This is a genomic window from Corynebacterium sp. (assembly GCF_012838985.1).
Classification (GTDB): Bacteria; Actinomycetota; Actinomycetes; order Mycobacteriales; family Mycobacteriaceae; genus Corynebacterium.
The window spans coordinates 1-25,614 of the sequence record NZ_DUOE01000067.1 but is presented as its reverse complement, the minus strand read 5'-3'; the positions used below and the strand labels follow the sequence as shown (position 1 = coordinate 25,614).

Here is a 25,614-nt window from a genome sequence, read left to right as displayed (position 1 = left end):
CCGTACTCCGTGGCAGCAGAGGTCATCACGAGGAAGGTCGAGCTCGATTCGGCGTACGCCCAGTCGGTGCTCGGCATCAACGACGGGAACCTGCGGGTCCTCGACAACCAGATCGACGCGGACTTCCACGCCCGCGGACACCTCGTCACCGTCACCGGACCGGACCATGAGGTCGCCCGCGCGGTGAAGGTGCTCGAGGAGCTGGAGTCGATCGCCCGCCGCGGGCACGTCATCTCCCCGGACTCGGTGAAGCACGCGGTGTCGATCGTCACCGTCGAGGCCCCGCAGTCCGTCGCCGAGGTCCTGGCCAGCGACATCGTCTCCCGCCGCGGCAAGACCGTCCGCCCCAAGACCCTGGGGCAGAAGGAGTACGTTGACGCGATCGACGAGCACACCATCGTCTTCGGCGTCGGCCCCGCCGGCTCCGGCAAGACCTACCTGGCGGTGGCGAAGGCCGTGCAGGCGCTGCAGTCGAAGCAGGTCACCCGCATCATCCTCACCCGCCCCGCCGTCGAGGCCGGGGAGAAGCTCGGCTTCCTGCCGGGCACCCTGAGCGACAAGATCGACCCCTACCTGCGTCCGCTCTACGACGCGCTGCGTGACATGCTCGACCCGGAGATGATCCCCAAGCTCATCGAGGCCGGTGTCATCGAGGTCGCCCCGCTGGCGTACATGCGTGGCCGCACCCTCAACGACGCCTTCGTCATCCTCGACGAGGCCCAGAACACGACGCCCGCGCAGATGAAGATGTTCCTCACCCGCCTGGGCTTCGGGTCCAAGATGATCGTCACCGGGGACATCACACAGGTGGACCTGCCGACCGGCCAGAAGTCGGGCCTGCGTCTGGTCCGCCACATCCTCCGCGGGGTGGAGGGCATCCACTTCTCGGAGCTGTCGAGCAGGGACGTCGTCCGTCACTCACTCGTCGGCCGCATCGTCGACGCCTACGACACCTACGAGGAGAAAGTGCAGTCATGAGCATCGAGGTCTTCAACGAATCCGGGTACGCGGGCGTCAACGAGGAGATGCTCATCGACGTCGCCTCCTTCGCCCTCGGCGAGATGGACATCCACCCCGATGCGGAGGCGTCCATCCACATCGTCGACCTGAAGACGATCACGGACCTCCACGTGCGCTGGCTCGACCTGGACGGCCCCACCGACGTGATGACCTTCCCCATGGACGAGCTCACCCCGGGTTCCGGCACCGCCCTCGGCGGCCGCCCCGACTCGAAGCACCCCGGCCCGGCGCTGCTCGGTGACATCGTGCTGTGCCCCGAGTTCGCCGCGAAGCAGGCGACCGCCGCCGGCCACGGCCTCGACCACGAGCTGGCCCTGCTCACCGTGCACGGCTGCCTGCACCTGCTGGGCTACGACCACGCCACCCCGGCCGAGGAGCAGGAGATGTTCGCCCTGCAGAACGAGCTGCTCGCCGACTGGTACGACGACGTGGCCCGCCGCGGCGTCGAGTACCAGCCGAAGCCGACCGGCGCGCAGGCCTTCCCCTCCGCCGCGGACCGCGAGGCCCTCGACGAGATCGTCCCCGGGGGAGGCATCCCGGCCATCGGCGAACCCGCCGGTGAGGCCTGATGGACACGGATGTCATCTGGTTCGGTGGAGTGACGCTGCTGGCGTTGGCTCTGGCGGGCCTGGTCGGCACCGTCGAGTCCGCCGTCAGCTCCATCTCCCGTGCCCGCGTCGAGGGCATGGTCAAGGACGAGGTCGGTGGCGCACGGTCGCTGCTCAAGGTCGTCGAGCACCGCGCGGACAACATCAACCTGCTCATCCTGCTCAAGACGCTTCTCGACGCCACCGCCGCCGTCTTCGCCGCCGCCCTCGCGAGGGAGCTCATCGCCTCGGACGGGTGGGCCATCACGATCGCCATCGTGGTGGTCGCCCTGTTCACCTACGCCGTGGTCGGTGTCTTCGCCCGCACCATGGGCCGCAAGAACCCGTACTCCATCTCCCTGCGTTCCGCGATGGTGCTGCAGGGCACGGCGTTCGTCCTCGGCCCGGTGGCACGGGTGCTCATCTGGGTGGGCAACCTCATCGCCCCGGGCAGCGGTTTCCGGGACGGCCCGTACGCCGCCGGGGTGGAGCTCCGGGAGATGGTCGACATCGCCCTGGAGCACGGCATCGTGGAGCTCGAGGAGCGCCGCATGATCCAGTCGGTGTTCGACCTCGCGTCGACCACCGCCCGTCAGGTCATGGTGCCGCGCACCGAGATGATCTGGATCGAGGAGGGCAAGCACGCCGGCCAGGCGACCACCCTGTGCGTGCGTTCGGGCCACTCGCGGGTGCCCGTCGTCGGTGAGAACATCGACGACATCCTCGGCATCGTCTACATCAAGGACCTGGTGCGTCACACGTACCACCTCACCGACGGCGGCGCGTCCGTCGCGGTCACCGAGGTCATGCGCCCGCCGACCTTCGTCCCCGACTCGAAGAACCTCGATGAGCTGCTCCATGAGATGCAGCGCGACAAGATCCACATGGCCATGCTCGTCGACGAGTACGGCGGCATCGCCGGCCTGATCACCATGGAGGACATCCTCGAGGAGATCGTCGGTGAGATCGCCGACGAGTACGACGTCGCGGAGGTCGCGCCGATCGAGAAGATCGGGCCGCGCACCTACCGGGCGGTCTCGCGTCTGTCGCTGGAGGACCTCGCCGACGAGATCCACGACGACCACGACATCGACATCGAGTTCACCGAGGAGATCGAGGACCAGGTCGAATCCGTCGCCGGTCTCATCGGTTATGAGCTGGGGCGCGTGCCCCTGCCGGACGCCACGGTGGAGACCTGCGGGCTGCGCCTGACCGCCGAGGGCGGCCGCGACCGCCGGGGCCGGATACGTGTCCGGTCGGTCGTCGTCGAGGTGCTGGAACGCCCGGTGGAGGAAGACGACGCCGGCTGATTGTTTTTCCCCCCGTGGGGGAGCACAATGACGGGCGTGAACATCCTCTCGATCCAGTCCTCCGTGGCGTACGGCCACGTCGGCAACTCCGCCGCCGTCTTCCCGCTCCAGCGTCTGGGGCATGAGGTGTGGCCGGTCTACACCGTCAACTTCTCCAACCACACCGGTTACGGGGCGTGGCGGGGTCCGATGATCCCGGCCTCCGAGGTGGCGGAGATCATCACGGGCATCGAGGAACGCGGTGTCCTCGGGGAGGTCGACGCGGTGCTCTCCGGTTACCAGGGTGGTGCGGAGATCGCGGACGTCATCATCGACGCCGTGGCGAAGGTCAAGGCCGCCAACCCGCAGGCCGTCTACGCCTGTGACCCGGTGATGGGCAACGCGAAGTCGGGCTGCCACGTCTCCGACCTCATCCCGCCGCTGCTGCGTGACCGGGTGGTCCCGGTGGCCGACATCATCACCCCGAACCAGTTCGAGCTGGGCTATCTCACCGGCCGGGAGGCCAGCTGCCTGGAGTCCACCCTCGAGGCGGTGGACGCCGCGCGGGAGATGGGTCCGTCGACCGTGCTGGTCACCTCGGTGGAGCGCCCGGACCGCCCGGAGAACACCATCGAGATGCTGGCGGTCAACGACTCCGGGGCCTGGCTCGTCCAGACCCCGTACCTGCCCTTCAAGCGCAACGGCTCCGGTGACGTCACCGCCGCGCTGTTCACCGGCCACTACGTCTCCACCGGGGACGCCGCCGACGCCCTGGCGAAGACGGCCTCCTCCGTCTTCGACCTCGTCGAGAACACCTACCGGGCCGATTCCCGCGAGCTGCTGCTCATCGAGTCCCAGGACGCCTACGCGAATCCGCGGATGCAGTTCGAGGTCACGCAGGTCAGGTAATCTGAACACCATCATTCCCCAGGACCAAGGAGTCCCCATCAGCTCATTCACCGACACCCCGGAGGGTTTCCGCTCCGGCTTCGTCAGCTTCGTCGGCCGGCCCAACACCGGCAAGTCCACCCTCACCAATGCGCTGGTGGGGGAGAAGATCGCCATCACCGCCAACCAGCCGGAGACCACGCGCCACCCGATCCGTGGGCTCGTCCACCGGGAGGACGCGCAGATCGTGGTCGTGGACACCCCGGGTCTGCACAAGCCGCGCACGCTGCTGGGTGAGCGGCTCAACGAGATGGTCAAGGACACCTACGCGGACGTCGACCTCATCGGTTTCACCGTCCCGGCGGACGAGAAGATCGGCCCCGGCGACCGTTGGATCCTGGAGAATCTGCGCAGCGTGGTGCCGGATACGCCGATCATCGGCATCGTCACCAAGCTGGACAAGGCGTCGAAGGACCAGGTCGGTGCGCAGCTGCTCGCGCTGCACGAGCTGCTCGGCGGGGAGTCCGAGGTGGTGCCGGTCTCCGCACAGGACGGCACCCAGGTGGACGTGCTTCTCGACGTCATCACGTCCCTCCTCCCCGAGGGGCCCAAGTTCTACCCGGACGACCACGTCACCGACGAGGAGACGGAGAAGCGCATCTCCGAGCTCATCCGTGAGGCGGCGTTGAGCGGCCTCAAGGACGAGCTGCCGCACTCGGTGGCGGTCGAGGTGGACGAGATCTACGACGAGCACGGGAAGACGACCATCCACGCGATCATCTACCTGGAGCGGGAGGGCCAGAAGTCCATCATCCAGGGGCGTGACGGGCGTCGTCTCGGCCGGATCATCCACAACTCGCGCCAGGAGATCATCAAGCTGCTGGGCCGGAATGTGTTCCTGGACCTGCGTCTCAAGGTGCTGAAGAACTGGCAGTCCGACCCGAAGTCTCTGGGCCGCCTGGGGTTCTAGGTGCGTGCCCAGCCGTACCGGGACCGCGCCCTGGTGGTGCGGACCTACGATTTCGGCGAGGCCGACCGCATCATCGTGCTGCTGACCCGCAACCACGGGGTGAAGCGCGGCGTCGCGAAGGGGGTGCGGCGCGCGAAGTCCCGCTTCGGGTCGCGGCTCCAGCACTTCGTGGACATCGACGTGCAGCTCTACCCGGGCCGCAACCTCGAGTCCATCACGGGGGCGGACACGGTGGCGTTCTACGGCAGCGGCATCATCGACGACTACGAGCGCTACACCGCGGCCTGCGCGGCCCTCGAGACCGCGGAGCGGCTCGCCCACGACGGGGACCCGTGGCTCTTCGACCACCTCACCGAGACCCTGGCCCGCATGCAGACCACCGACCATCCGACGGTGGTGCTCGACGCCTTCCTGCTGCAGGCCATGACCCACGCCGGCTGGGCCCCGAGCCTCTTCGACTGCGCCCAGTGCGGGACACCCGGCCCGCACCACGCCTTCCACCCCGCGGTGGGTGGGGCCGCCTGCGTGCAGTGCCGCCCACCGGGGTCGGCGGAGGTTCCAGAGGAGTCCCTGCACCTCATGTGGCTGCTCAACAATGCGCACTGGCCGGCGGTGCGGGAGGTCGTCGGTAAGCAACCGCATCTCAGTGCCGTCGCACACCGTCTGACCAGGGCACACCTGCAGTGGCACCTGGAACAGAAGGTCACCAGCCTGGGCGTGATGGACCAGACGTAGACTTGTCTGCGTGACTCCTCCAACTCCTCCGGACATCCCGGCCCAGTTCATCCCCGACCACATCGCCCTGGTCATGGACGGCAACGGGCGGTGGGCCCAGCAGCGGGGCCTCAAGCGCACCGAGGGACACAAGCGCGGTGAAGCGGTCCTCATGGACGTCGTCGACGCCTGCCTCGCCCTCGGCGTGCCGTACCTCTCGGCCTACGCCTTCTCGACGGAGAACTGGCGCCGCTCCGCGGAAGAGGTGCGCTTCCTCATGGGATTCAACCGGGACGTGCTGCGCCGCCAGCGGGACATCCTCCACGAGAAGGGCGTGCGCGTGCGCTGGGTCGGCCGCCGCCCCCGCCTGTGGCGCACCGTCATCCGCGAACTCGAGACCGCCGAGGAGCTGACGAAGGACAACACCCGCATGACCCTGGCCATGTGCGTCAACTACGGCGGCCGCGCCGAACTCGTCGACGCCGCCCGGGAGATCGCCCGCCGGGCCGCCGCTGGGGAGCTGCGCCCGGAGCAGATCACGGAGAAGACGTTCTCCTCCTTCCTGGACGAACCGGACATGCCTGACGTGGATCTCTTCCTGCGGCCGTCGGGGGAGAAGCGGACCTCCAACTTCCTGCTCTGGCAGTCCGCGTACGCTGAGATGGTCTACCAGGACAAGCTGTTCCCCGACTTCACTCCCCAGGATCTGTACGATGCTGTGGTTGAGTACGCTTCGCGTGACCGTCGTTTCGGTGGCGTGAAGCAGCAGTAGAAGAGAGACGATACCCCGTGGTGTACAAGGTTCCCCCCACCACCGAGCCCACTCCGGCGCAGATCAGCAAGTGGCGCCGCTATCTGGCCAACGAACGTGCGGAGGCCGCCCTCTACCGGGAACTGGCTCGCAAGAAGACTGGTGAGGAACGGGAGATCCTGCTCGCACTCGCGGAATCCGAGTCCCGCCACGAGCAGTTCTGGCGGGAGAAGCTCGGCGAGTACGTCGGCTTCCCCCGCAACCCGGACCTGAACACCCGCATCATGGGCTTCATGGCCCGGCACTTCGGCTCCGTGTTCACCCTCGCCCTCATGCAGACCGCCGAGTCCCGCAGCCCCTACATCAAGGACGAGGACGCCTCCCCGCAGATCGCCGCGGATGAACGCATCCACGCCGAGGTCGTGCGCGGCCTGGCCGCCCGGGGCCGTGAGCAGATGTCCGGCGGTTTCCGCGCCGCCGTCTTCGGCGCGAACGACGGCCTGGTGTCCAACCTGGCGCTCGTCGTCGGTGTCATGGGTTCGGGTGTGTCCTCGAACATGATCCTGCTGACCGGTATCTCCGGTCTGCTCGCCGGAGCCCTGTCCATGGCCGCCGGTGAGTACGTCTCCGTCAGCTCGCAGAAGGAACTGCTCGAGGCGTCCACCCCGCACCCCAAGGCGCACACGCTGCTGCCCTCCCTGGACGTCAACGCCAATGAGCTGGCGCTGGTCTACCGGGCGCGCGGGATGGGGGAGAAGGAGGCCGCCGCCAAGGCCAAGGCCGAGTTCTCCCGCATGGCGCTGGAGCAGGCCATCGGCCTCGACCGCGAGGACAGCCCCGACGCCCGCCACGACGTGGAGCCGGTCAACGCCGGCGAGGTCGTCGGCTCCCCGTGGACGGCCGCCGGCTCGAGCTTCCTGTTCTTCGCGGGCGGTGCGTTCATCCCGATCATCCCGTTCATCTTCGGGGCGTCGCCGGTTCTCGGGGCGCTCATCGCCGCCGTCCTCGTGTCCGGTGCGCTGATGTTCACCGGCGGTGTCGTCGGCGTGCTCTCCGGCCGGGCGCCGCTCGGGCGTGCGATGCGCCAGCTCGCCATCGGCCTGGGGGCCGCGGGCATCACCTATCTGCTGGGCGTGGCGTTCGGCACCGTGGTGGGCTAGTTCTCCTTCTCCGCGGCGGCACGGCAGGCGGGGCAGCGGCCGTAGATCTCGGCGTCGTGTCCCGTCAGCTCGAAGCCGTGCTCCTCGGCGACGGCCTTCGCCCACGTCTCGACGGTACCGCCCCCGATCTCCTCGGTGCGACCGCAGCCGGTGCACACCAGGTGGTGATGATGGTGGGGGGAGACACACTGCCGGTAGAGGGTTTCGCCGGTGGCCATGTGGAGGACATCCACCGCCTCGATCTCGGCGAGGGACTGCAGGGTGCGGTAGACGGTGGTCAGACCCACCTGCTGATCCCGGTCCTCCAGCTCACGGTGGATCTCCTTGGCCGACGCGAACGTGTCGATCTCGGAGAGGACGTTGATCACTGCGGTGCGCTGGCGGGTGTTGCGGGCGCCCAGCTTCGGCACACCGGAAGGCAAGGGAGACATGTACGGGTTCTTCCTGGAAAAGGGATCGAGTACACAGCCCATTATGTACGCTGCGGCCGATTGAGGCAGCGTGAACGGCGGGGATCAGGAGAAAGAGGCGGGCATGGGCGGGGTGGGGGAGGGGTCCGGGATGGTCTCCAGCCCCGGGGTCGCGGCGGCGGCGGCCGGGGCGTGGGCGACCTGGCCGACCACGTCCTCCTCGGTTCCGGAGCCACGGGACTCGTCGACGTGGCCGATCTTGACCACCGACGCCAGGGAGGTCTTCTCGTCGGCGGGCTTGTTCGCGTCGGCTGCGGCGGCCTGCATCTCCCGGGCGTGGAGACCCAGGGTCACCGCGGCACCGATGAGGTCGGCGACCTCCGGGAGGACGAGGCGGTAGATGACCTCGCGGCCCCGACGCTCGGAATCGACGATGCCGGAGCGCTTGAGCACGCGGAGATGCTGGGAGATGAGCGGCTGGGACTTCCCGAGACCGTCCACGAGCTCGTGGACGAAGTGGTCGCGGATGGACAGACGCCAGATGATCTGCACCCGCAGGCGAGAATCAAGCGCGCCGATGATGACTTCGGCGGCGTCAAGATCAGTGTCCGAATAGGTGTTCATCCCAGCCCAATTCTTTGTGAAACAGGTCCGAACGGACAGCAGGGGTTCCGTTCTAGACCATAGGTAATATTAGTAATGTTCTGCTTTTGCCGGCATAAGTGCTCAGACATGCTGGTTTCTAGATTATACCTGTACCGTATATCACTCTAGACATTTGCCTTATCGTGCGAAAGTTGTCCCCGCATTCTGCCCCTGTACGGGTTTGAATGGGTGGGGTTTCCGCGGACACGACCATTGTCCCATGTGGCCCGGTCAACCCCCTGATGACCGGGCGGACGGGGTGCGGCTAGACTCGTTGTGAATCATCAACGACTTATCCCCTACCAGAGGAGTCTGAAGCCACATGGCGTCCGTCATCGATACCGTCATCAACCTGTGCAAGCGTCGCGGATTCGTGTTCCAGGCAGGCGAGATCTACGGCGGTTCCCGTTCCGCATGGGACTACGGTCCGCTCGGTGTCGAACTCAAGGAGAACATCAAGCGCCAGTGGTGGCGTCACATGGTCACCTCCCGTCCTGACGTCGTCGGTGTCGACACGTCCATCATCCAGCCGCGTCAGGTGTGGGTGACCTCCGGCCACGTCGAGGTCTTCACCGACCCGCTGGTGGAGTCCCTCCACACCAACAAGCGTTACCGCGCTGACCACCTGCTGGAGGCGTACGAGGAGAAGCACGGCCACCCGCCGGCCAACGGCCTCGCCGACATCAACGACCCGGAGACCGGCCAGCCGGGCAACTGGACCGAGCCGCGCCCCTTCTCCGGCCTGCTGAAGACCTTCCTCGGCCCGGTCGACGATGAGGAGGGCCTGCACTACATCCGTCCGGAGACCGCACAGGGCATCTTCGTCAACTTCAAGAATGTCATGACCTCCGCGCGCATGAAGCCGCCGTTCGGCATCGCCAACATCGGCAAGTCCTTCCGCAACGAGATCACCCCGGGCAACTTCATCTTCCGTACCCGCGAGTTCGAGCAGATGGAGCTGGAGTTCTTCGTCGAGCCGGGCACCGATGAGGAGTGGCACCAGAAGTGGATCGACGAGCGCTTCGAGTGGTACGTCGACCTGGGCATCAACCGTGACAACCTCCGCTTCTACGAGCACCCGAAGGAGGCCCTGTCCCACTACGCCAAGCGCACCGTCGACATCGAGTACGCCTACAACTTCAAGGGCACCAAGTGGGGCGAGCTGGAGGGCATCGCCAACCGCACGGACTACGACCTGAAGGTCCACTCCGAGGCCACCGGCGAGGACCTGTCCTACTTCGACCAGGAGACCAACGAGCGCTGGATTCCCTACGTCATCGAGCCGGCCGCCGGCCTGGGCCGCGCCTTCATGGCGTTCCTCGTCGACGCCTACACCGAGGATGAGGCCCCGAACGCCAAGGGCGGCGTCGACACCCGCACCGTGCTCAAGCTCGACCGTCGTCTCGCCCCGGTGAAGGTCGCCGTCCTGCCGCTGTCCAGGAAGCAGGAGCTGGCTGAGCCGGCCGAGAAGATCGCCGCGCAGCTGCGTCAGCTGTGGAACATCGAGTACGACACCTCCGGTGCGATCGGCCGCCGCTACCGTCGTCAGGACGAGATCGGCACCCCGTTCTGCGTCACCGTCGACTTCGACACCCTCGAGGACAACGCCGTGACCGTCCGTGAGCGTGACTCCATGGAGCAGGAGCGCGTGAAGATCGAGGACCTGCAGGACTACCTGGCCACCCGCCTCGTCGGTTGCTAGTCATGCACTACACCAGCTGGGACCGCAGCGACGTCGAGCATCCCGTCCTCCTCGCGGAGGGCGGTCCGGAGGTGCTTGCCCGATTCGACAAGACCTCCGCCGACGTCGCCGGTGAGCGGTGGACACTGAACTTCGACGCGGAGACCGGTGCCATCGCCACGCTTCTCGACGCCCCCGTGGTCACCGCCACGGCGAACTTCAAGAAGGACAAGTCGATCCCGGTGTCCGTCGGTGCCCGGAGCTTCGTCCTCGTCAACGAGTCGTCCAACAACTGGATCATCGACGACGAGAACGGCAACAAGGTCGGCCAGTTCTCCGGCGGCAACAACGGCGTGCGCAAGGCCATCCTCGAGTTCGAGGGTGAGACCGACCTGCCCGCCGACGTGGTCGTCGGCCTCAGCTGGCTGACCAGGCTGGTCCTGGAGACCCGCCTGTTCCGCTCCACGATGATGGTCATCGCCACGCTGGCGATCATGTCCGTCATCGCGATCCTGGCGTTCCTCCTCTAGGCAGATGGAGACCGAGGAACGCCCCGCCGGTCCGTGGTGCTGGGAGGGCAACGAGCTTCTCGACGCCCACCGCAACCGCGTCGCCGCCGTCCGTTCCGACGTCATCTTCTTCGGCTCGGAACGCCTCCTCGTCGAGTCCGACCCCGGCCCCATCCAGTTCCGGGCCCGGGCCACGACCGGCGACGGCCGCGTGTTCACGCTCGCCCAGAACGGTTTCACCGTGGGCACCCTCTACGCCGACTGCGCCGGCCGGCTCTACGAGCTGCGCCGCACCAGCATCTGGCGGAAGGAGCGCAGCATCATCGACGCCACCGGCGGCATGGTCGCCCGCGTCCGCCCGCTGATCTCCGGCCGCGTCGAACTGCACGCCGGTCCCACCTACGACGATCTGCCGCCCATCGACGCGGTGTTCCTGTCGTGGGGCTGCGTGCTCGTGGACTCCCCGGTGCGCCGCCCGCGGGTGTAGCCGACACCGGGGGATTGTCAAGCGGGGAACTCGGCGGGGCGGCGTTTCTGTGGACAAGCGGGGGTTGTCCACAGCCCACGGACCATGCTTCTCGACGCCCCCTCCCTTCCGGTTTATCGTCCGGGGCATGAACACCATCGAGGCGTTGACGGCCCTGCGGGCCATGACGGTGCTGGAGGACATCTTCTCCGGCACCGTCACCCTCGACGACCTCGACCTGCTGGGTGTCCGGGACGCCGGTGCCTGGGACACACTCGCCCGGACCTATTTCGGCCCCACCCGGCAGCGGGGACTGCAGTCCGCGGCGGTGGCCGCGGCCGCCGGACTGTCGCTGGATGCAGTGGCGGTGGTGGAGAAACACACGAAGAAACTGCTGCGCGGGGCAGAGGTGTCGCAGTGGGAGCTCCGCGTCGAGTTGTGCGGCCTGCGGGGCACGGTCGCGGAGATCGACCGGGCGGCCGCCGCGGTGGTGCGTGCGTACAACCGGCAGGTCGGGGACGCGGAGAAGAAGGCCTGGGGGAAGAGGGCCCTGAAGGGCGGGAAGAACACCGATGCGGCCGGGCTGCGCACCTTCACCGTCACCGGCCCGGAGCGCGTCATCGAGGGGCTGCTGGGCACGGTACGGGTCGCCGCTGCGGAGCTGCGGCGGGAGGATCCGCGCCTGGGGTATGAGCAGGCGATGTTCGACGCCTTCATGTCCTCCCAGGGCGGTGGCGGGGTAGGCCCGGTCGCCCCGGTCCCGTACGTGGTGGTGCCGTTGCCGGAGTGGGCGAAGGTGCTGCGCCAGGAGGGGGATGAGACCGTCTTCGGCCTGACCGACGGCACCACGATGACCGGCAGGGAGCTGGTGGAGCAGGTCACCGCGGAGTACCACATCGCCGGGATCTACGACCCGGTGTCGGGTCCGGTGAATGCGTACCGCTCGGAGCGCACGGCCTCGCCGAAGCAGCGGATGATGCTCGCCACGGAGTCGTTGACGTGCGAGGCGTTGTGCCCGACGCCGGCGGACCAGTGCGAGGTGCACCATGTCCGGGCGTGGAAGCAGGGCGGGGAGACCAACACGGTCAACATGACGATGCTGTGCCCGAAGCACAACGGCCTCAACGACGATGACCCGGGGAAACCACCCCGGAACGGTCGGGTGGAACGGTCCCCGGGTGGGGTGGTCTTCCACCCGCCCGACGGTGGCCCGCCGCGGGTGAACCCGCACCCGATACGCAGGTTCTCGGCCCGCGGCCTGGTCAACTGCTGATCAGGCCGGGGTTCCGGCGTGCCTAGAAGGAGCCGCCGCGGAAGCCTCCGCCGCCGCCTCCGCCGAACCCGCCGCCGCCTCCACCACCGAAGCCACCACCGAAACCGCCTCCCCGGCCGCCGCCGGAGAGGATCTCGTTGATGACCATGCCGGTGATGATGCCGCCCATGTTCCCTCCGCCACCGCGCCCGCGGTAGTTCGCCTGCTGGCGGCGCTGGTAGTCGTTGTAGTCCGACTGCGCACGCTTGAGGGCCCGCTTGGCGACGCTCGCCGCCTGCCGCGCATGCTCGATCGCCTGCCGGGTCTCGGAGGTGCGCATCTGGAGGGACTGCGCCTGGAGCCGCTTGGCGTCGGCGAGCATGGTGCGTGCCTCCGCCTTGATGACCCGGCCCCGGGAGGCGATGAAGTCCTCGGCGGACTGGATCGCGGAGCCCGCGGAGTGGAGCTGCTGGTCGAGGATCTGCAGCTGGCGGGTCTGGTCGGCGGTGGACTCCCGGACGCGGTCGAGCTGCTCGTCGAGCTCGCCGTCGATGTCGGTGAGCACGGTGTAGGCGCCGAGCGGGTCCGTCGTGGACTGGGCGCGGGCCTGCTCGACCACGGTGATGGCGCGGCCGACGACCTCGTCGAGCTTCTCCCAGTCGGCGCGGGCTCCCTCGGAGATGCCGCGGCGCTTGAGGTCACCGGCCTCCCGGATCTCGTCCTCGACCTCGATGAGCAGGTCACCGAGGCCGGCCTGGGCGGTGGCGATGTTGTCGTCGGCACGCTCGATGCCGCCGAGCAGCCGGTCGGCGACCTCGATGGCGTGCTCGGAGTCGCGGATGGCGTCGACGAGTCCGGCCTGCTCACCGGCCGGCCGCGCCTCGAGTTCGCGGGCGACGGCCAGGGACTTCTCGGCCTCGTCGAGGGAGGCGGAGGACAGGTCGACGTTGTCGGTGATCGACTCGAGCACGTCGTCCGAGTAGCGGTCGCGCAGACCCGCGAGCTGTTCTGCGGCGCGTGGGAGACGGGTGCGCAGGTCGACGGTGCGCTGGGTGAGCTCGTCGATCTTGCGGTCGGCGGTGGCCAGCAGGTTGCGCATGTCGGCGAAGGCGGCGGCTTCGGTGTCGAGGGCGTTGTCGGCCTGGCCGCAGGAGGAGATGATGGAGACCAGCATGGAGCGGCGCTCGGCCTCGGTCTCCGGGATGGAGTCGTTGAGACGCTGCTGCAGGGCGAAGGCCTTCTGCAGGGTGGTCGTGGAGTTGTTCATCGCCCTGGTGAAGGAGCGGGTGCGCTCGGGGCCGAACTCGGCGATCGCCAGGTCGAGTTCCTCGCGGCCGCGGCGGATCGACTCATCGGTGGAGACGAGCTCCTCGTGGGCGAGCTGCTCGAGGGTCTCCATCGGCAGGGACGCGAGGCGGCGGGTGTCGGAGGGGTCGATGGCGCGGGAGTCCTGGAGGACGGCGGCGGAGGTCTGCTTCCGCTTGCGTCGGGAGTAGGCGTAGATGCCGCCACCGGCCGCGACGGCTGCTGCGGCGCCACCGCCGAGCCAGGCCAGGGACTCGCCGGACATCTCACCGGAGGTGACCGCGGCGTTCACCGCCGCGTCGGCGGCGCCGTACCAGTCGGAGTTGACCAGGGAGGGGTAGGCGGCGTCGGCCATGCGGTCCACCTCGGGCTGGGGCCAGTCGTCGCCGCCGTTGATGCCGAACTGACGGTCCTCGGTGGCAACGGCCATGACGACGGTGTTGCCCTCGCCGTTGAGTGCCACGGCCTGGTCGGTCCACTCCTCGGGGCTGAGGCCGCCGAAGCTGGGGAGGAAGACCACGAAGATCGACTTGTGTGCGTCGATCTTGTGCTGCTGGATCTTGTCGGTGAGGTCGGCGCTCTGGGCGGCGTCGAGGACCCCGGAGTAGTCGGTGACCGGGGAGGAGAGGCGTTCGGGGGCCACGGCGGTGTCGGGTGCCTGGGCGAGCACCTGCGGGCTGGCCAGCGCGGTCGTCAGCGGGGCGGCGCTGACCAGCGCGGCAGCACCGATCACCGCGGCGGCGGCCAGAGTTTTCGGGCGGGGCAGCATGCGTTTCATGTCGCCCAGACTACCGTCTGTGACGTGATCCGTATCCTGCTGCATCCTTACCGACGCCGCCGTCGTCCCGCCCCCGCCGACTCCCTCGTCATCCTGGGGACGGCCCAGTACGACGGCACCCCCTCCCGCCAGTTCGCGGCCCGCCTGGATCATGCGGTGGGGTTGTGGGAGGCGGGCGTCGCGAAGCATGTGTACCCCCTCGGTGGGAAACTCCCCGGGGACCGCTTCACCGAGGCGGAGGTGGGGAAACGCTACCTCGTCGAGCGTGGGGTGCCGGCGGAGGCGGTGACACCGGTGCCGGACGGCAACGACACGCAGGGTTCCTACGCCGCCCTGGTGGGGAGGCACGAGGTGGGGCGGGCGATCATCGTGACGGACCCGAACCACGCGCTGCGGGCGGAGATCCTCGCGCGGCAGGCGGGGATGGAGGCGGTGGCGTCACCGACGCGGACCAGCCCCTCCCACTTCCCGACGCCCGCGTGGTGGCGGACCCTGGCGCACGAGGTCGGCGGGATGCTGGTCGTCGATGTGTCCCGCGTCCTGGGGGAGGGGGCGGCGGATAGGCTGGAGGGAATGCTGCGCAGGCTGGAGGCCGGCCTGCGCCCCTCGCGTCGGGCGCGTCACGACGCACTGACCGATAAGTGAGAGGACCGATGTACGCCTACTCGTCAGCCGACACGGAACGTCGGTACGCAGAAGCCCCGAAGGGCAGTGAGTTCGAGGACTCGCAGGCCGACCACCGCGGTGACTTCGGCCGCGACCGGGCCCGCGTCCTCCACTCCGCCGCTCTCCGACGCCTCGCCGACAAGACCCAGGTCGTCGGCCCCCGCGACGGCGACACCCCGCGCACCCGCCTCACCCACTCGCTGGAGGTCGCACAGATCTCCCGCGGCATCGGCTCCGGACTCGGCCTGGACCCCGACCTCTGCGAGATGGCCGGCCTCACCCATGACATCGGCCACCCGCCCTACGGACACAACGGCGAGGTCGCGCTCAACGAGGTCGCCGCCGACTGCGGCGGCTTCGAGGGCAACGCGCAGACCCTGCGCATCCTCACCCGCCTCGAGCCGAAGACCGTCTCCGCGGAGGGGGAGAGCCACGGACTCAACCTCACCCGCGCCGCCCTCGACGCCGCGTGCAAGTACCCGCGCACCCGCACCAACCCCGACGGCACCGTCAACCGCAAATACGGCTGCTACGACGAGGACGCGCACATCCTCGAGTGGCTGCGCGCGGGCCACACCGACGACCTGCCCTCCATGGAGGCGCAGACCATGGACTGGGCCGACGACATCGCCTACTCCGTCCACGACGTCGAGGACGGCATCGTCTCCGGACGCATCACCCTCCACGTCCTGTGGGACCTGGTCGAACTCGCCGCCCTGGCGGAGAAGGGGGCCCGCGCCTTCGGCGGCACCCCCGAATCGCTTGTCGACGCCGCCGACTCCCTCCGCCAGCTCCCCGTCGTCAGCAGGGCCGCCGACTTCGACCTCTCACTCGCCGGCTACGCGGACCTCAAACGCATGACCTCCGAACTGGTCGGCCGTTACGTCGGCGCCACCGTCGGCGCCACAGCAGGGCAGGAACTGCTCGGCCGCCAGCACGGGCAGCTCATCATCCCGCCGCAGGCGCAGGCCGAGGTGACCCTGCTCAAGACGATCGCCGTCCTCTACGTCATGGACGCACCGACGCACGTGGCCCGCCAGGACCGCCAGCGCGAACGCATCTACCGCGTCTTCGACTACCTCACCGCCGGCGCGCCGGGCTCACTGGCCCCCATGTTCCGGGAGTGGTGGGAGCAGGCCGACACGGACGCGGCACGCCAACGGGTCGTGGTGGACCAGATCGCGTCGATGACGGAGTCCCGCTTGGAGCGCCTGGCGAAGCAGTCTGCCGGGTTGGCCGCCTTCATGGGGTGAACCCCGCCACCGACGGTGCTGCCGGTGACGGGGTTCGACGGAACGTCGCGTAGAAGCGACTAGAAGCTGGAGCCCTGGAAGGCGGCGGACAGCTTCGAGAAGTCGATCTCACTGGAGAGCTCGAACGGGTCGGACGGGGCCGGCTCCTCGGTCTTCTCCTCGACGAACTTGATGTCGAAGAGGTAGCTGTTCCAGTTGGAGGTGCGGATGTGCACGGTGTAGTCGCCGTACTCCTGGGTCTTACCGAACTGCTCGTCCGGGGTGGTGGGGGCGGTGATCGTCAGGGTGGGCAGGCCCTCCTCGTTGACGCCGCGCTGCACGTTCCACAGGGCAGTGGACTCGCCGGGGGCGGTTTCAATGTAGGCGTTGCGGATCTCGATGCCCTCGCCCACGCTGTCGGCGGTCAGGGTGATGGTCTCATCGGGGAGGAACTCGGTGCCCTTGCTGGACTCGAAGGAGATCTCCTCGAGGCCCTTGGCGATCTCCTCCTCGGTGACCGGCTCGGTGCCGGGCTCGGCGGCGAGGACCTGCGGGGCGCTCAGGCCGGCGAAGGCGATGGTGGCGGCGGCGACGCCTGCGGTCAGGGTGCGGAGCTTCATGGGGACCTTTCGGATCGGGGATTCAGTGCGGGCCCCACCGTATTCAAGGTCCGGCGCTTATATAAGGGAGTTGGCGGATGCTGAAACCCTGACCAGCACGAACGCGCAGAAGTGTGCGGGTACTTTTATGGTTCCTGCAGGATCAGGGCAGAGAAACGTCAGTTCTCCGCGTCGGGGATCACGCAGAACGACTCGTAGTGGTCCTCGGAGTAGTACCAGACGTCCGGGTCGGTCTCCGTGCCGCCGCCGACGACGATCCGCTTGGGGCCGCGGTGCCCCATGCCCGGGGTGTCGACGGTGTAGCTGCGGTAGTAGCTGCTCTTCTCCTTCGGCAGGAGGCCCTCGTAGTTGCCGAAGTGGCCGCCGTCCTCGCCCGGGTACTCGTAGGGTCCGCCGGAGAGGATGTCGGCGATGACGGGCTCGGCTTCGTCGGGAAGCGAGGCGACCTCGCAGACCTCGAGGCCGTCGACGAGCGTCGGGGTCTGCTGGGTGCCCAGGTCAACCCCGTAGAAGGCGGCGACGGCGGCGAGCACCACGGCGCCGAGGGTGGCGAGGACGGAGTTCTTCTTCACGCCCCGATACTAACTTGACCCGCGCGGTACCCTGTTCATCATGGCTAAGGGGCGTATTCCGGACAGTGACATTCAGGCGATCCGTGAGCGCGCACTCATCGAGGAGATCGTCGGCGAGTACGTTCAGCTCAAGCCGGCGGGCCATGATTCGCTCAAGGGGCTGAGCCCGTTCAAGGACGAGCGCACCCCGTCCTTCCACGTCCGCCCGAACCGCGGGTACTTCCACTGCTTCTCCACGGGCAAGGGTGGTGACGTCTTCACCTTCCTCATGGAGATGGAGCACATCTCCTTCCCGGAGGCGGTGGAGGCGGTCGCCCAGGAGATCGGGTACACGATCAACTACCAGGGTGGGACGACGGGGGCGCGTCGTGAAGAACCGGGCACCCGCAAACGCCTCATCGACGCGAACAAGGCGGCCCACCAGTTCTACCGTGAGCAGCTGGAGACCCCGCAGGCGCAGACGGCCCGCGAGTTCCTCCTCGACCGGGGCTTCTCCCAGGAGCACATCTACGCCTTCGAGTGCGGTTACGCCCCGGAGGGCTGGGACACCCTGACCAAGCACCTGCTGCGCAAGGGCTTCGAGTTCCAGGAGTTGGAGGCCGCGGGCCTGTCCAAGATGGGGCGCCGCGGGCCGATCGACGCCTTCCACCGTCGTCTGCTGTGGCCGATCAAGGACCTGTCGGGCAATGTCATCGGCTTCGGGGCGCGCAAGCTCTTCGAGGACGACCAGATGGGCAAGTACATGAACACCCGCGACACGATGCTCTACAACAAGTCGAAGGTGCTCTTCGGTCTGGATGTGGCGAAGAAGAACATCGCCGCCGGTCACCAGGCCGTCGTGGTGGAGGGCTACACGGATGTCATGGCGATGCACGCCGCGGGCGTGACCACCGCCGTCGCCTCCTGCGGCACCGCCTTCGGCGACGAGCACCTGCAGATCCTGCGCCGCCTCATGCTCGACGACAACTACTTCCGCGGCGAGCTCATCTACACCTTCGACGGCGATGAGGCCGGGCAGAAGGCCGCCATGCGCGCCTTCGAGGGAGACCAGAAGTTCACCGGCCAGTCCTTCGTCGCCGTCGCCCCGCCCGGCATGGACCCCTGCGACCTCCGCCTCGAGCGGGGGGACGCCGCGGTCCGTGATCTCGTCGCGGACCGCATCCCGATGTTCCAGTTCGTCGTCGAGTCGATGCTCGCGGAGCACAACCTCGACACGGTGGAGGGCCGCCTCCAGGCTTTGCGACGCACCGTCCCCGTCGTCGCCGGCATCAAGGATCCGGTTCTCCAGGGCGAGTACGCCCGCCAGCTCGCCGGCTGGGTGGGCTGGGCGAACACCGAGGAGGTGGTGCAGCAGGTCCGTGCGGAGGCCCGCCGCCCGAAGCAGGAGAAGCGCCGTCGCGCCGTGCGTTTCGATTCCGCCTCCTCCGCCCCCGTCGACACCACCCCGGCCGTGCCCATGCCGAACCCGCGCGACCCCCACCTGTGGCCGCAGCGCGAGTCCCTCAAGCTGGCCCTGCAGTACCCGGAGCTGACCGGCCCCTACTTCGACGGGCTGAGCACCGACGCCTTCACCCACCCCGCCTACCGGATGATCCGCGAGGCGATGGGCACCCTCGGTGGAGCCGGCACCGCCCACAGCGGCGTCGACTGGATCGCCGGTGTCGCCGGGGAGATGATCGACCTCATGGGACGCAACCTCGTCTCCGAGCTGGCCGTCGAGGAGATCCCCATGGAGGAGGAGCACCTGCGCAACTACGCGGACTCGGTGCTCTCCCGCCTGCAGGAGGCCGAGGTGGGTAACCAGATCGCCCAGCTCAAGAGCCAGCTGCAGCGTATGCGTCCCTCCGATGACGAGCAGGCCTACAACTCACTGTTTGCCGACCTCGTCGCCCTGGAGCAGGCGCGCCGGGAGCTCAACGAGCGGGCCTTCCGGGGACTGCCGGCGGAGTAGCATGCCCGAGACAATGGCCCGGGTGGTTCCGGTCATGGTGTCGCTGCTGCCCGGCGAGGCGGCGGGCCAGTGGAGCGCAGGAGCCCCGGGCAACCCACCTAGTCCTGGTCAGGCTCCAGGACCTGCTGGTCGTCGGTACGCAGGTTCTTCACCTCGCGCATACGCGGCTGCGGGTCGAGGCGGTCGGCGACGGCCTTGCGGGTCGCGTCGACGGCCTTCTTCGTCACGGGGGAGTTGACGGCGGCGGTGTAGCCCTTCTTGATCTGCTCGAATCGCCTGCGGCCGGCCTTGGTCCCCAGGACGTAGCCTGCTGCGGCTCCGATGACGAACTGGATCATGAGGGTGTGCGCTCCTTGGAATACAGGGGGTGGAAGGTCAGGGGACAGCCTACCTGCTGGCCGCCGAGTCGACGGGTGTCTCCGGGTGGGAGATCGCGGCGGCGGCGCGGATGAGGCCGAGGTGGGAGAAGGCCTGCGGGTAGTTGCCGGCGAGCCTGCCGAATTCGGTGGAGTACTCCTCGGCGAGCAGCCCGAGGTCGGAGGAGGTGGCGCACACGCGGTCCATCTTGGCACGGGCGTCGTCGAGGCGGCCGGAGTGGGCGTACTGCTCGATGAGCCAGAAGGAGCACAGCAGGAAGGGGTACTCGCCGCCGGAGATGCCGTCCACGCCGGTGCCGGCGGGGTAGCGGTGGAGGAAGCCGGCGTCGTCGATGAGTGTCTCCTCGATGCGCGCCACGGTGCCGAGGATGTGCGGATCGTTGTAGGGGAGGAAACCGATCTGCGCGAGCTGCAGCAGCGACGCGTCGACGTCGGTGCCGCCGTAGGCCTGGGTGAAGGACTGCAGTTCCTCGTTCCAGCCCTGCTCCATGATCTCGGTGCGCAGGCGTTCGCGGAGTTCGCGCCAGCGGTCGACGGGGCCGGTGAGGCCGTGCTTCTCGACGGCCTTCACGCCCCTGTCGAACGCCGCCCACATCATGGCGCGGCCGTGGGTGAAGTAGGCGGGTTCGCTGCGCATCTCCCAGATGCCGTGGTCCTTGACGTCGAACATGTGCTCCTGGAAGTCGAGGATCGACTTCTGCAGGTCCCAGGAGAACTCGTCCTCCTCGACGCCTGCGTTGCGCAGGGTCTCCAGGGCGATCATGACCTCCCCGACGACGTCCGCCTGGTACTGCTCGGCGGCGCCGTTGCCGATGCGCACCGGGCGGGAGTTCTCGTAGCCGGGCAGGTGGTCGAGCTCGAACTCGGGGAGGTGCCGTTCGCCGCGCAGCCCGTACATGATGCGCAGTTCCTTGGAGTCGCCGGCGATGGCGCGCAGCAGCCACTGGCGCCAGTTGTCGGCGCGGGCGGTGAATCCGGCCGCGACGAGCACCTCGATGGTCAGGGCGGAGTCGCGCAGCCACACGTAGCGGTAGTCCCAGTTGCGTTCGCCGCCGAACTCCTCCGGCAGGGAGGTGGTGGGGGCGGCGACGATGCCGCCGCTGCGGGAGTCGGTGAGCGCGCGCAGCACGAGGAGGGAGCGGGTCACCATCTCCGGGTACTCACCCCGGTAGCTGCTTCCCGACGCCCACCTCTCCCACGCCTCCTGCGTGATCGCCAGGGCCTCGCTGTAGTCGGGGGCCTCCGGGATCTCGCGGTGGGAGGGGAACCAGGTGAGGATCCATTCCAGGCTCTCGCCCTCGGTCAGGCGGAATTCCCCGAGGTGCGCGCCGGTGTCCTCGTTGAGGGTGAGGTACGGCCCGCGGAGGTGGACCGAGTCGGGGCCGGCGACGCAGCGGATCTCGCCGAGGTTCCGCTCCGCGTCGAGCACCTGGTAGCGGTAGAAGGGGGTGGCCTGGCCGTAGTCGAAACGCAGGCGCAGGACCGAGCGGATGTCGATCTCCCCGGAGGTGCACACCACGCGCCGCACCAGGTCGGTGCACTCGAACAGTCCGTTCTCCGGATCCATCGGCATGAAGTCCGTGACGGTCGCGGTGCCGGTCTCCGACTCCCATGTCGTCTCCAGGACGAAGGAGTCACCGAGGTAGCGGCGAGCCGTGACGCGGGCCCCGGGGGCGTCGATGAGCCAGTGGCCGTGCTCCTCCGTGCCGAGCAGCTTCGTGAACACCGCCTGGGAGTCGAAGCGGGGCAGGCAGAGCCAGTCGATGCTGCCGTCCTCGGCGACCAGTGCCGCGGTGTGCGTGTCGGACAGGAGTGCGTACTTCTCGAGGGGCGTGCTCGTGGTCATGACATCATTGTAGGGGCGGGGTTGCGGGGTCCGCCTCAATACATGAGGCTGGGGGCATGAAACGCATGGAGAATCACACCATCGTCATCTTCGGCGGGGCGGGGGACCTGGCCCGCCGCCTGCTCATCCCCGGGCTCGGGGAGTACGCGGAGTCCCTGCGCATCATCGGCGTGGGGCGGGAGGACGTGGACTACCCGGCGCTCGTCGCAAAGAGTGGTGCGGAGCACCTGGCGGCCGACGCTGAGTTCATCGTCGCCGACGCCACCGACCCCGCCGACCTGCGCCGGGTGCTCGAGGCGGCGGGGGAGGGGGCGGTCCTCTACTTCGCGCTGCCACCGGCGGTCTCCGTCGCGGCGGTCGAGGTACTCGCCGACGTCGACCTGCCCGCCGACCTCCTCTTCGCCATGGAGAAGCCCTACGGCGGCTCCGCGGAGGAGGCGGAGGAACTCGACCGTCGGCTGCTGGCCGTCACCGATGAGGAGCACATCTTCCGGGTGGACCACTTCCTCTGCGAGGCGGCCGTCGCCAACCTGAGTGGCCTCATCCGTGCGAACCTGCCGCTCGGGGCGACCTGGTCGGGGGAGTTCATCGAGGCGGTCGACATCATCTACGACGAGACCCTCGCGCTGGAGGGACGCGCCGAGTTCTATGACTCCACCGGCGCCCTCCGCGACATGATCCAGTCGCACCTGCTGCAGGTGATGGCGCACATCCTGTGTGTCGACGGCCGTGCGGAGCCTGCCGGGGTACTTGCCGTCACCTCCGTGGTCGGGGGCAGCGTGCACCGCGCCCGTTACGTCGGCTACGTCGACGAGGAGGGCGTCGATCCCTCCCGCGGCACCGAGACGCTCGTCCAGCTCGATCTGGCCGTGGATCTTCCCCGGTGGCGGGACACGCGGATCCGTCTGCGCTCGGGGAAGGCGATCGGCGACCCGGAGCAGGCCGTCACCGTCCACTACCGGGCGGCGGAGGGGCGGGCCCCCGCCCGGCTGGTCCTGCCCTTCGCCGACGACATGCTCCTGGAGCTCAACGTCCCCGATCCCGGTGACGCCGGGGATCTGCGGCGTGTCACCCTCCATTCCGGCACCGTCCCCTCCCGGCTGAGTCCCTACGGGCGGGTCGTGCGTGCCCTGTTCGCCGGGGACCACTCGGTGGAGGTGCCCGTCGGCACGCCGCAGCGGGCGTGGGAGATCCTCCGCCCCGTCCTCGACGCCTTCGAGGCAGGGGAAGTCCCGCTGGAGGAGTATCCGGTGGGGTCCGCGGGTCCGGACGGATGGCGTTAGACGAATGTGATCTCCAATCACCGGACACCCGATCGGGGACGCGCTAAGTTCGTAGTACCAACGAATCGGAGGGAGGTGTGGCGTGAACAGCGATAACCCACGTGGCCGTCTGGCCGGGGTGCTGGCCTTCGCCGCGCTCCTCTGTGCCAGCGTCACCGAACAGGAGTCGTCCCCGGTCACCGGAGCTGCCGAGTCGGGGCAGCTGCCCACCCCGGGCAAATAGTACGGAAGAAGCCGTATCAAACTTTCGGATGGTGCTAACGTGGGGTTCATGGCCACGACCACTGTCCGACCACGTAGGAACGGGAAACGCGGCAGGCATGGCATCTCCCCGTGGGTCCCCAACCAGCACGGCGCCTGGGCGATGCTCATCAGCCCCGCTGTGCTGGGGCTGATCTCCGGTGTCCACCTGCTTGCCGACGCCCCCTCGTGGCGTCCCCTCACCGTCCTGCCGGCGGTACTGGTCGCCTGGTTCTCCGGCTACTTCGCCTTCTTCGCCTTCGGTCTCGCCGCCAAGGCGCGCAACCCCCGGCGTCGGGCCGGCTACCTGAGGCCGATATACGTCTACGGCCCGGTCTCCCTGGCGGGTATCGCGGTGGCCCTCCTGCTGCAGCCGCAGCTCATGTGGTGGGCTGTCCCGTTCGCGCCGCTCGTGGCGGTCGCCGTGTGGGAGACCCTGCGGGGCCGCGGACGCTCCGCCCTCTCCGGGGTGTCGACGGTCGTCGCCTCCGCACTCCTCCTCCCCGCCCTCACCGCGGTCGGCGCCGGCTCGGGCGCACCGTCGGAGGTGCCGACCCTCATCTGGGTGTGCATGGCATTCCTGGCACTGTACTTCTCGGGCACGATCCCCTTCGTCAAGACCATGATCCGTGAACGCGACAACCCGCTCTACCTGAAGATCTCCATCAGCTACCACGTCGTCGCCCTGCTCATCGTGGTGGCCCTGGCCGTGTGGGCGGGGAAGTGGGTCGCCGGCTCGCTGGCGGTGCTCACGATGCTCGTCGCCCTCGGTCGTGCGGTGGGCATCCCGTGGTCGGCCCGCCACGGCGAACCCTGGACCGCCCGCCGGGTCGGCATGGCGGAGGTGCCGGTGCTGCTCATCGCCTGCGCGGCGGTGCTGGCGGCGATCTTCCTCTGACATCCCCTTGAACGGCGCAAATCCCGGGGTGATCGTTGCAGGGCAACGGTCCCGGGATTCACTTCTTCACGTCCTCGGTTCTGCATAAGCTGGAACCGGTTCGGTGAAGCATTACGATGAGTGTAACCTGCGTCACGTAGGGGAGTCAATGGTCCCGGAAACGCGGAAAGCCACCGGGTGTCCGGTGGCCTTCTCTTCTGCTCCCCCAACTGGGCTCGAACCAGTGACCTTTCGATTAACAGTCGAATGCTCTGCCAACTGAGCTATAGGGGATTAATTTGTGCCGTGCTGTTCTGTGCTTTCGCTCTTCCCTGCAACGAGTCATAACTATATGACACCTTCGTTCAGGTGACAAATCGCCAGGTCAGACGATATTTTTGAAACGGTCCCGCACGCTTTGCGGGAACCGGGTGTCGCGCGGTTATACTGGCGAGGTTCCACCTTTCGGGGGCCATAGCTCAGTCGGTTAGAGCCGCGGACTCATAATCCGTAGGTCGCGGGTTCGAGCCCCGCTGGCCCCACGTTGAACAGCGCAAACGCCCCCTCCGACATTGTCGGAGGGGGCGTTTCCATCGCTTTATTCACCACAGAAGCACTCGCCCAAGGCCAGGGATTAGAACGCGACTGCGAACACTGATCCGGCAGATTAGCCCGCACCTCCACGGGCGGCGTCGGACACCTACTCCGGTCCGGGTGCGCCTCACGCCAGTCCAACACATGACGACGCCACGCATCGTCCTTACGCTCCAACGCCTGCTGTCCAGCCGGCCGATCGTCCGGTCCCGCGCGGCGAACCCCTCCTCCATGACATCGAGCACCCGGTCGACCGCCGCCTGGATCTTGCCGTCCTCCTTCTCCTGCGTCACCGTCTGAACCTTCGCACGGGCAGCCACCCGCGCTGAGGCATAGGACAGCCACGCAGCGATGACGACACCGAGGAAGCTAAGTACGTTCTCGGGCTCGACCTGCACCATGTTCCCCCTCAATCGGTCTGATATGAATCTCGGTCCGGGCCCCCTTCCACAGGGGCCAGAACGTCAGCAGGACCAGCGACGGGTAGATACTGAACCCGACGTAGCTGAGGGCAAAGTCCCCTACCGGGGCGCCGCCAGGATGACTGGCCGCCCACAGAGCATGAATGCCGACGACCGCCCCGGCGAGTGCGAGCATCCCGATACCGGCCCACACCAGTGCCCACACGTGGAACCCGTGGTACGCCTCCGCAGGGTGGGGGACCTGCTGCAGTCCCTCTTTACTGGTCGTCTTGTCGTCGTCGGTGGCCGCAAATGCTGAGCCTGTAACGGTACTGACCGCTCGGTTAGATATGGAGAGTGAAGGAACCACATCAATCGAAAGGAACACTGTGAGCGACAACTTCACGTATGACCCTTTTGGCATCGTTGTCGGTATCTTCTCCATGGCGGTTTTCGTTGCGCTGATTTCCGACCTTTTCACAGGGAAACTCTCAAGCGCAATCGGTGAGCAATAGCAAATCCAGAAAGGG

At 68.0% G+C, this 25,614-nt stretch carries 25 protein-coding genes, 2 tRNA genes and 1 pseudogene; 19 read left to right on the top strand and 9 right to left on the bottom strand.

What is annotated here, in order from left to right; translation table 11 throughout:
• Positions 1-9 precede the first annotated feature (9 nt).
• The 8 genes from GXZ33_RS03995 to GXZ33_RS03960 are packed head-to-tail and all read left to right on the top strand — an operon-like array spanning position 10 to position 7,379.
• The gene (locus tag GXZ33_RS03995) at positions 10-978 is read left to right on the top strand and encodes a PhoH family protein (protein WP_291339555.1); all 969 of its coding nucleotides are present in this window, start codon (positions 10-12) and stop codon (positions 976-978) included.
• On the top strand, positions 975-1,589 hold the full coding sequence (ybeY, locus tag GXZ33_RS03990) for an rRNA maturation RNase YbeY (RefSeq protein WP_291339553.1): 615 nt from the start codon (positions 975-977) through the stop codon (positions 1,587-1,589). Before GXZ33_RS03995 ends, ybeY begins: the two co-directional genes overlap by 4 nt.
• The gene (locus GXZ33_RS03985; RefSeq protein ID WP_291339552.1) at positions 1,589-2,917 is read left to right on the top strand and encodes a hemolysin family protein; all 1,329 of its coding nucleotides are present in this window, start codon (positions 1,589-1,591) and stop codon (positions 2,915-2,917) included. Before ybeY ends, GXZ33_RS03985 begins: the two co-directional genes overlap by 1 nt.
• Positions 2,918-2,953: 36 nt before the next feature.
• Positions 2,954-3,805, top strand: coding sequence for a pyridoxal kinase PdxY (pdxY, locus tag GXZ33_RS03980; protein ID WP_291339550.1), 852 nt, complete (start codon positions 2,954-2,956; stop codon positions 3,803-3,805).
• Positions 3,806-3,842: 37 nt separating this feature from the next.
• The gene (gene era, locus GXZ33_RS03975) at positions 3,843-4,754 is read left to right on the top strand and encodes a GTPase Era (RefSeq protein ID WP_291339578.1); all 912 of its coding nucleotides are present in this window, start codon (positions 3,843-3,845) and stop codon (positions 4,752-4,754) included.
• Complete coding sequence (gene recO, locus GXZ33_RS03970) at positions 4,755-5,489, top strand: DNA repair protein RecO (protein ID WP_291339548.1); 735 nt, start codon at positions 4,755-4,757, stop codon at positions 5,487-5,489.
• 10 nt (positions 5,490-5,499) lie between these two features.
• The gene (locus GXZ33_RS03965; RefSeq protein ID WP_291339546.1) at positions 5,500-6,240 is read left to right on the top strand and encodes an isoprenyl transferase; all 741 of its coding nucleotides are present in this window, start codon (positions 5,500-5,502) and stop codon (positions 6,238-6,240) included.
• A gap of 20 nt (positions 6,241-6,260) precedes the next feature.
• Positions 6,261-7,379, top strand: coding sequence for a VIT1/CCC1 transporter family protein (locus GXZ33_RS03960; RefSeq protein ID WP_291339544.1), 1,119 nt, complete (start codon positions 6,261-6,263; stop codon positions 7,377-7,379).
• Here GXZ33_RS03960 and GXZ33_RS03955 read toward each other — a convergent pair.
• Complete coding sequence (locus tag GXZ33_RS03955) at positions 7,376-7,810, bottom strand: Fur family transcriptional regulator (protein ID WP_291339542.1); 435 nt, start codon at positions 7,808-7,810, stop codon at positions 7,376-7,378. The genes GXZ33_RS03960 and GXZ33_RS03955 overlap by 4 nt on opposite strands.
• An 84-nt stretch (positions 7,811-7,894) precedes the next feature.
• On the bottom strand, positions 7,895-8,413 hold the full coding sequence (locus tag GXZ33_RS03950) for a metalloregulator ArsR/SmtB family transcription factor (RefSeq protein ID WP_291339540.1): 519 nt from the start codon (positions 8,411-8,413) through the stop codon (positions 7,895-7,897).
• 343 nt (positions 8,414-8,756) lie between these two features.
• On the opposite strand from GXZ33_RS03950, the gene GXZ33_RS03945 reads away from it, so the two are divergent.
• From GXZ33_RS03945 to GXZ33_RS03930, 4 genes are all read left to right on the top strand, one after another.
• On the top strand, positions 8,757-10,136 hold the full coding sequence (locus GXZ33_RS03945; protein ID WP_291339538.1) for a glycine--tRNA ligase: 1,380 nt from the start codon (positions 8,757-8,759) through the stop codon (positions 10,134-10,136).
• Positions 10,137-10,138: 2 nt separating this feature from the next.
• A complete protein-coding gene (locus tag GXZ33_RS03940; protein ID WP_291339537.1) occupies positions 10,139-10,645 on the top strand; it encodes a hypothetical protein in 507 nt (168 codons plus the stop codon).
• Positions 10,646-10,649: 4 nt separating this feature from the next.
• Complete coding sequence (locus GXZ33_RS03935) at positions 10,650-11,111, top strand: hypothetical protein (protein ID WP_291339535.1); 462 nt, start codon at positions 10,650-10,652, stop codon at positions 11,109-11,111.
• A gap of 127 nt (positions 11,112-11,238) precedes the next feature.
• Positions 11,239-12,363, top strand: a complete 1,125-nt coding sequence (locus GXZ33_RS03930) for an HNH endonuclease signature motif containing protein (protein WP_291339533.1) — start codon at positions 11,239-11,241, stop codon at positions 12,361-12,363.
• Between the two features lie 22 nt (positions 12,364-12,385).
• Here GXZ33_RS03930 and GXZ33_RS03925 read toward each other — a convergent pair whose 3' ends face one another.
• Positions 12,386-14,425: a TPM domain-containing protein gene (locus tag GXZ33_RS03925; RefSeq protein WP_291339531.1), complete on the bottom strand. Its 2,040-nt coding sequence runs from the start codon at positions 14,423-14,425 to the stop codon at positions 12,386-12,388.
• Between the two features lie 24 nt (positions 14,426-14,449).
• Between GXZ33_RS03925 and GXZ33_RS03920 the strand changes: the two genes are divergently transcribed.
• Complete coding sequence (locus tag GXZ33_RS03920) at positions 14,450-15,070, top strand: YdcF family protein (RefSeq protein ID WP_291339530.1); 621 nt, start codon at positions 14,450-14,452, stop codon at positions 15,068-15,070.
• 8 nt (positions 15,071-15,078) lie between these two features.
• On the top strand, positions 15,079-16,344 hold the full coding sequence (locus GXZ33_RS03915) for a deoxyguanosinetriphosphate triphosphohydrolase (protein WP_291339529.1): 1,266 nt from the start codon (positions 15,079-15,081) through the stop codon (positions 16,342-16,344).
• A 59-nt stretch (positions 16,345-16,403) separates the two neighbouring features.
• On the opposite strand, the gene GXZ33_RS03910 is transcribed toward GXZ33_RS03915, so the two are convergent.
• Both GXZ33_RS03910 and GXZ33_RS03905 read right to left on the bottom strand, forming a co-directional pair.
• Positions 16,404-16,943, bottom strand: coding sequence for a hypothetical protein (locus GXZ33_RS03910; RefSeq protein ID WP_291339528.1), 540 nt, complete (start codon positions 16,941-16,943; stop codon positions 16,404-16,406).
• 158 nt (positions 16,944-17,101) lie between these two features.
• Complete coding sequence (locus tag GXZ33_RS03905) at positions 17,102-17,515, bottom strand: ribonuclease domain-containing protein (RefSeq protein ID WP_291339527.1); 414 nt, start codon at positions 17,513-17,515, stop codon at positions 17,102-17,104.
• Between the two features lie 40 nt (positions 17,516-17,555).
• Between GXZ33_RS03905 and dnaG the strand changes: the two genes are divergently transcribed.
• Positions 17,556-19,466, top strand: coding sequence for a DNA primase (gene dnaG, locus GXZ33_RS03900; protein WP_291339526.1), 1,911 nt, complete (start codon positions 17,556-17,558; stop codon positions 19,464-19,466).
• Between the two features lie 98 nt (positions 19,467-19,564).
• On the opposite strand, the gene GXZ33_RS03895 is transcribed toward dnaG, so the two are convergent.
• Together GXZ33_RS03895 and GXZ33_RS03890 are read right to left on the bottom strand one after the other, a co-directional pair.
• Entirely contained in the window at positions 19,565-19,804 is a 240-nt protein-coding gene (locus GXZ33_RS03895; protein ID WP_291339525.1) for a hypothetical protein, read from the bottom strand.
• A gap of 49 nt (positions 19,805-19,853) precedes the next feature.
• Complete coding sequence (locus tag GXZ33_RS03890) at positions 19,854-21,689, bottom strand: glycoside hydrolase family 15 protein (protein WP_291339524.1); 1,836 nt, start codon at positions 21,687-21,689, stop codon at positions 19,854-19,856.
• A 56-nt stretch (positions 21,690-21,745) separates the two neighbouring features.
• Here GXZ33_RS03890 and GXZ33_RS03885 point away from each other — a divergent pair, with 56 nt between their 5' ends.
• The 3 genes from GXZ33_RS03885 (at position 21,746) to GXZ33_RS03875 (ending at position 24,110) form a co-directional block, all read left to right on the top strand.
• Positions 21,746-22,972 (top strand): glucose-6-phosphate dehydrogenase, encoded by a 1,227-nt coding sequence (locus GXZ33_RS03885; RefSeq protein ID WP_291339523.1) that lies wholly within the window; start codon positions 21,746-21,748, stop codon positions 22,970-22,972.
• A gap of 82 nt (positions 22,973-23,054) precedes the next feature.
• Positions 23,055-23,195: a hypothetical protein gene (locus GXZ33_RS03880; RefSeq protein WP_291339522.1), complete on the top strand. Its 141-nt coding sequence runs from the start codon at positions 23,055-23,057 to the stop codon at positions 23,193-23,195.
• A 48-nt stretch (positions 23,196-23,243) separates the two neighbouring features.
• Positions 23,244-24,110 (top strand): YwiC-like family protein, encoded by an 867-nt coding sequence (locus GXZ33_RS03875; RefSeq protein WP_291339521.1) that lies wholly within the window; start codon positions 23,244-23,246, stop codon positions 24,108-24,110.
• A 200-nt stretch (positions 24,111-24,310) separates the two neighbouring features.
• Here the strand turns inward: GXZ33_RS03875 and GXZ33_RS03870 are convergent.
• Positions 24,311-24,383: transfer RNA gene (locus GXZ33_RS03870), tRNA-Asn, on the bottom strand.
• Positions 24,384-24,557: 174 nt separating this feature from the next.
• On the opposite strand from GXZ33_RS03870, the gene GXZ33_RS03865 reads away from it, so the two are divergent.
• A tRNA-Ile gene (locus tag GXZ33_RS03865) sits at positions 24,558-24,631 on the top strand.
• Positions 24,632-25,052: 421 nt separating this feature from the next.
• Here the strand turns inward: GXZ33_RS03865 and GXZ33_RS03860 are convergent.
• Positions 25,053-25,614 (bottom strand): annotated as a pseudogene (locus GXZ33_RS03860) (hypothetical protein); the annotation flags it as partial.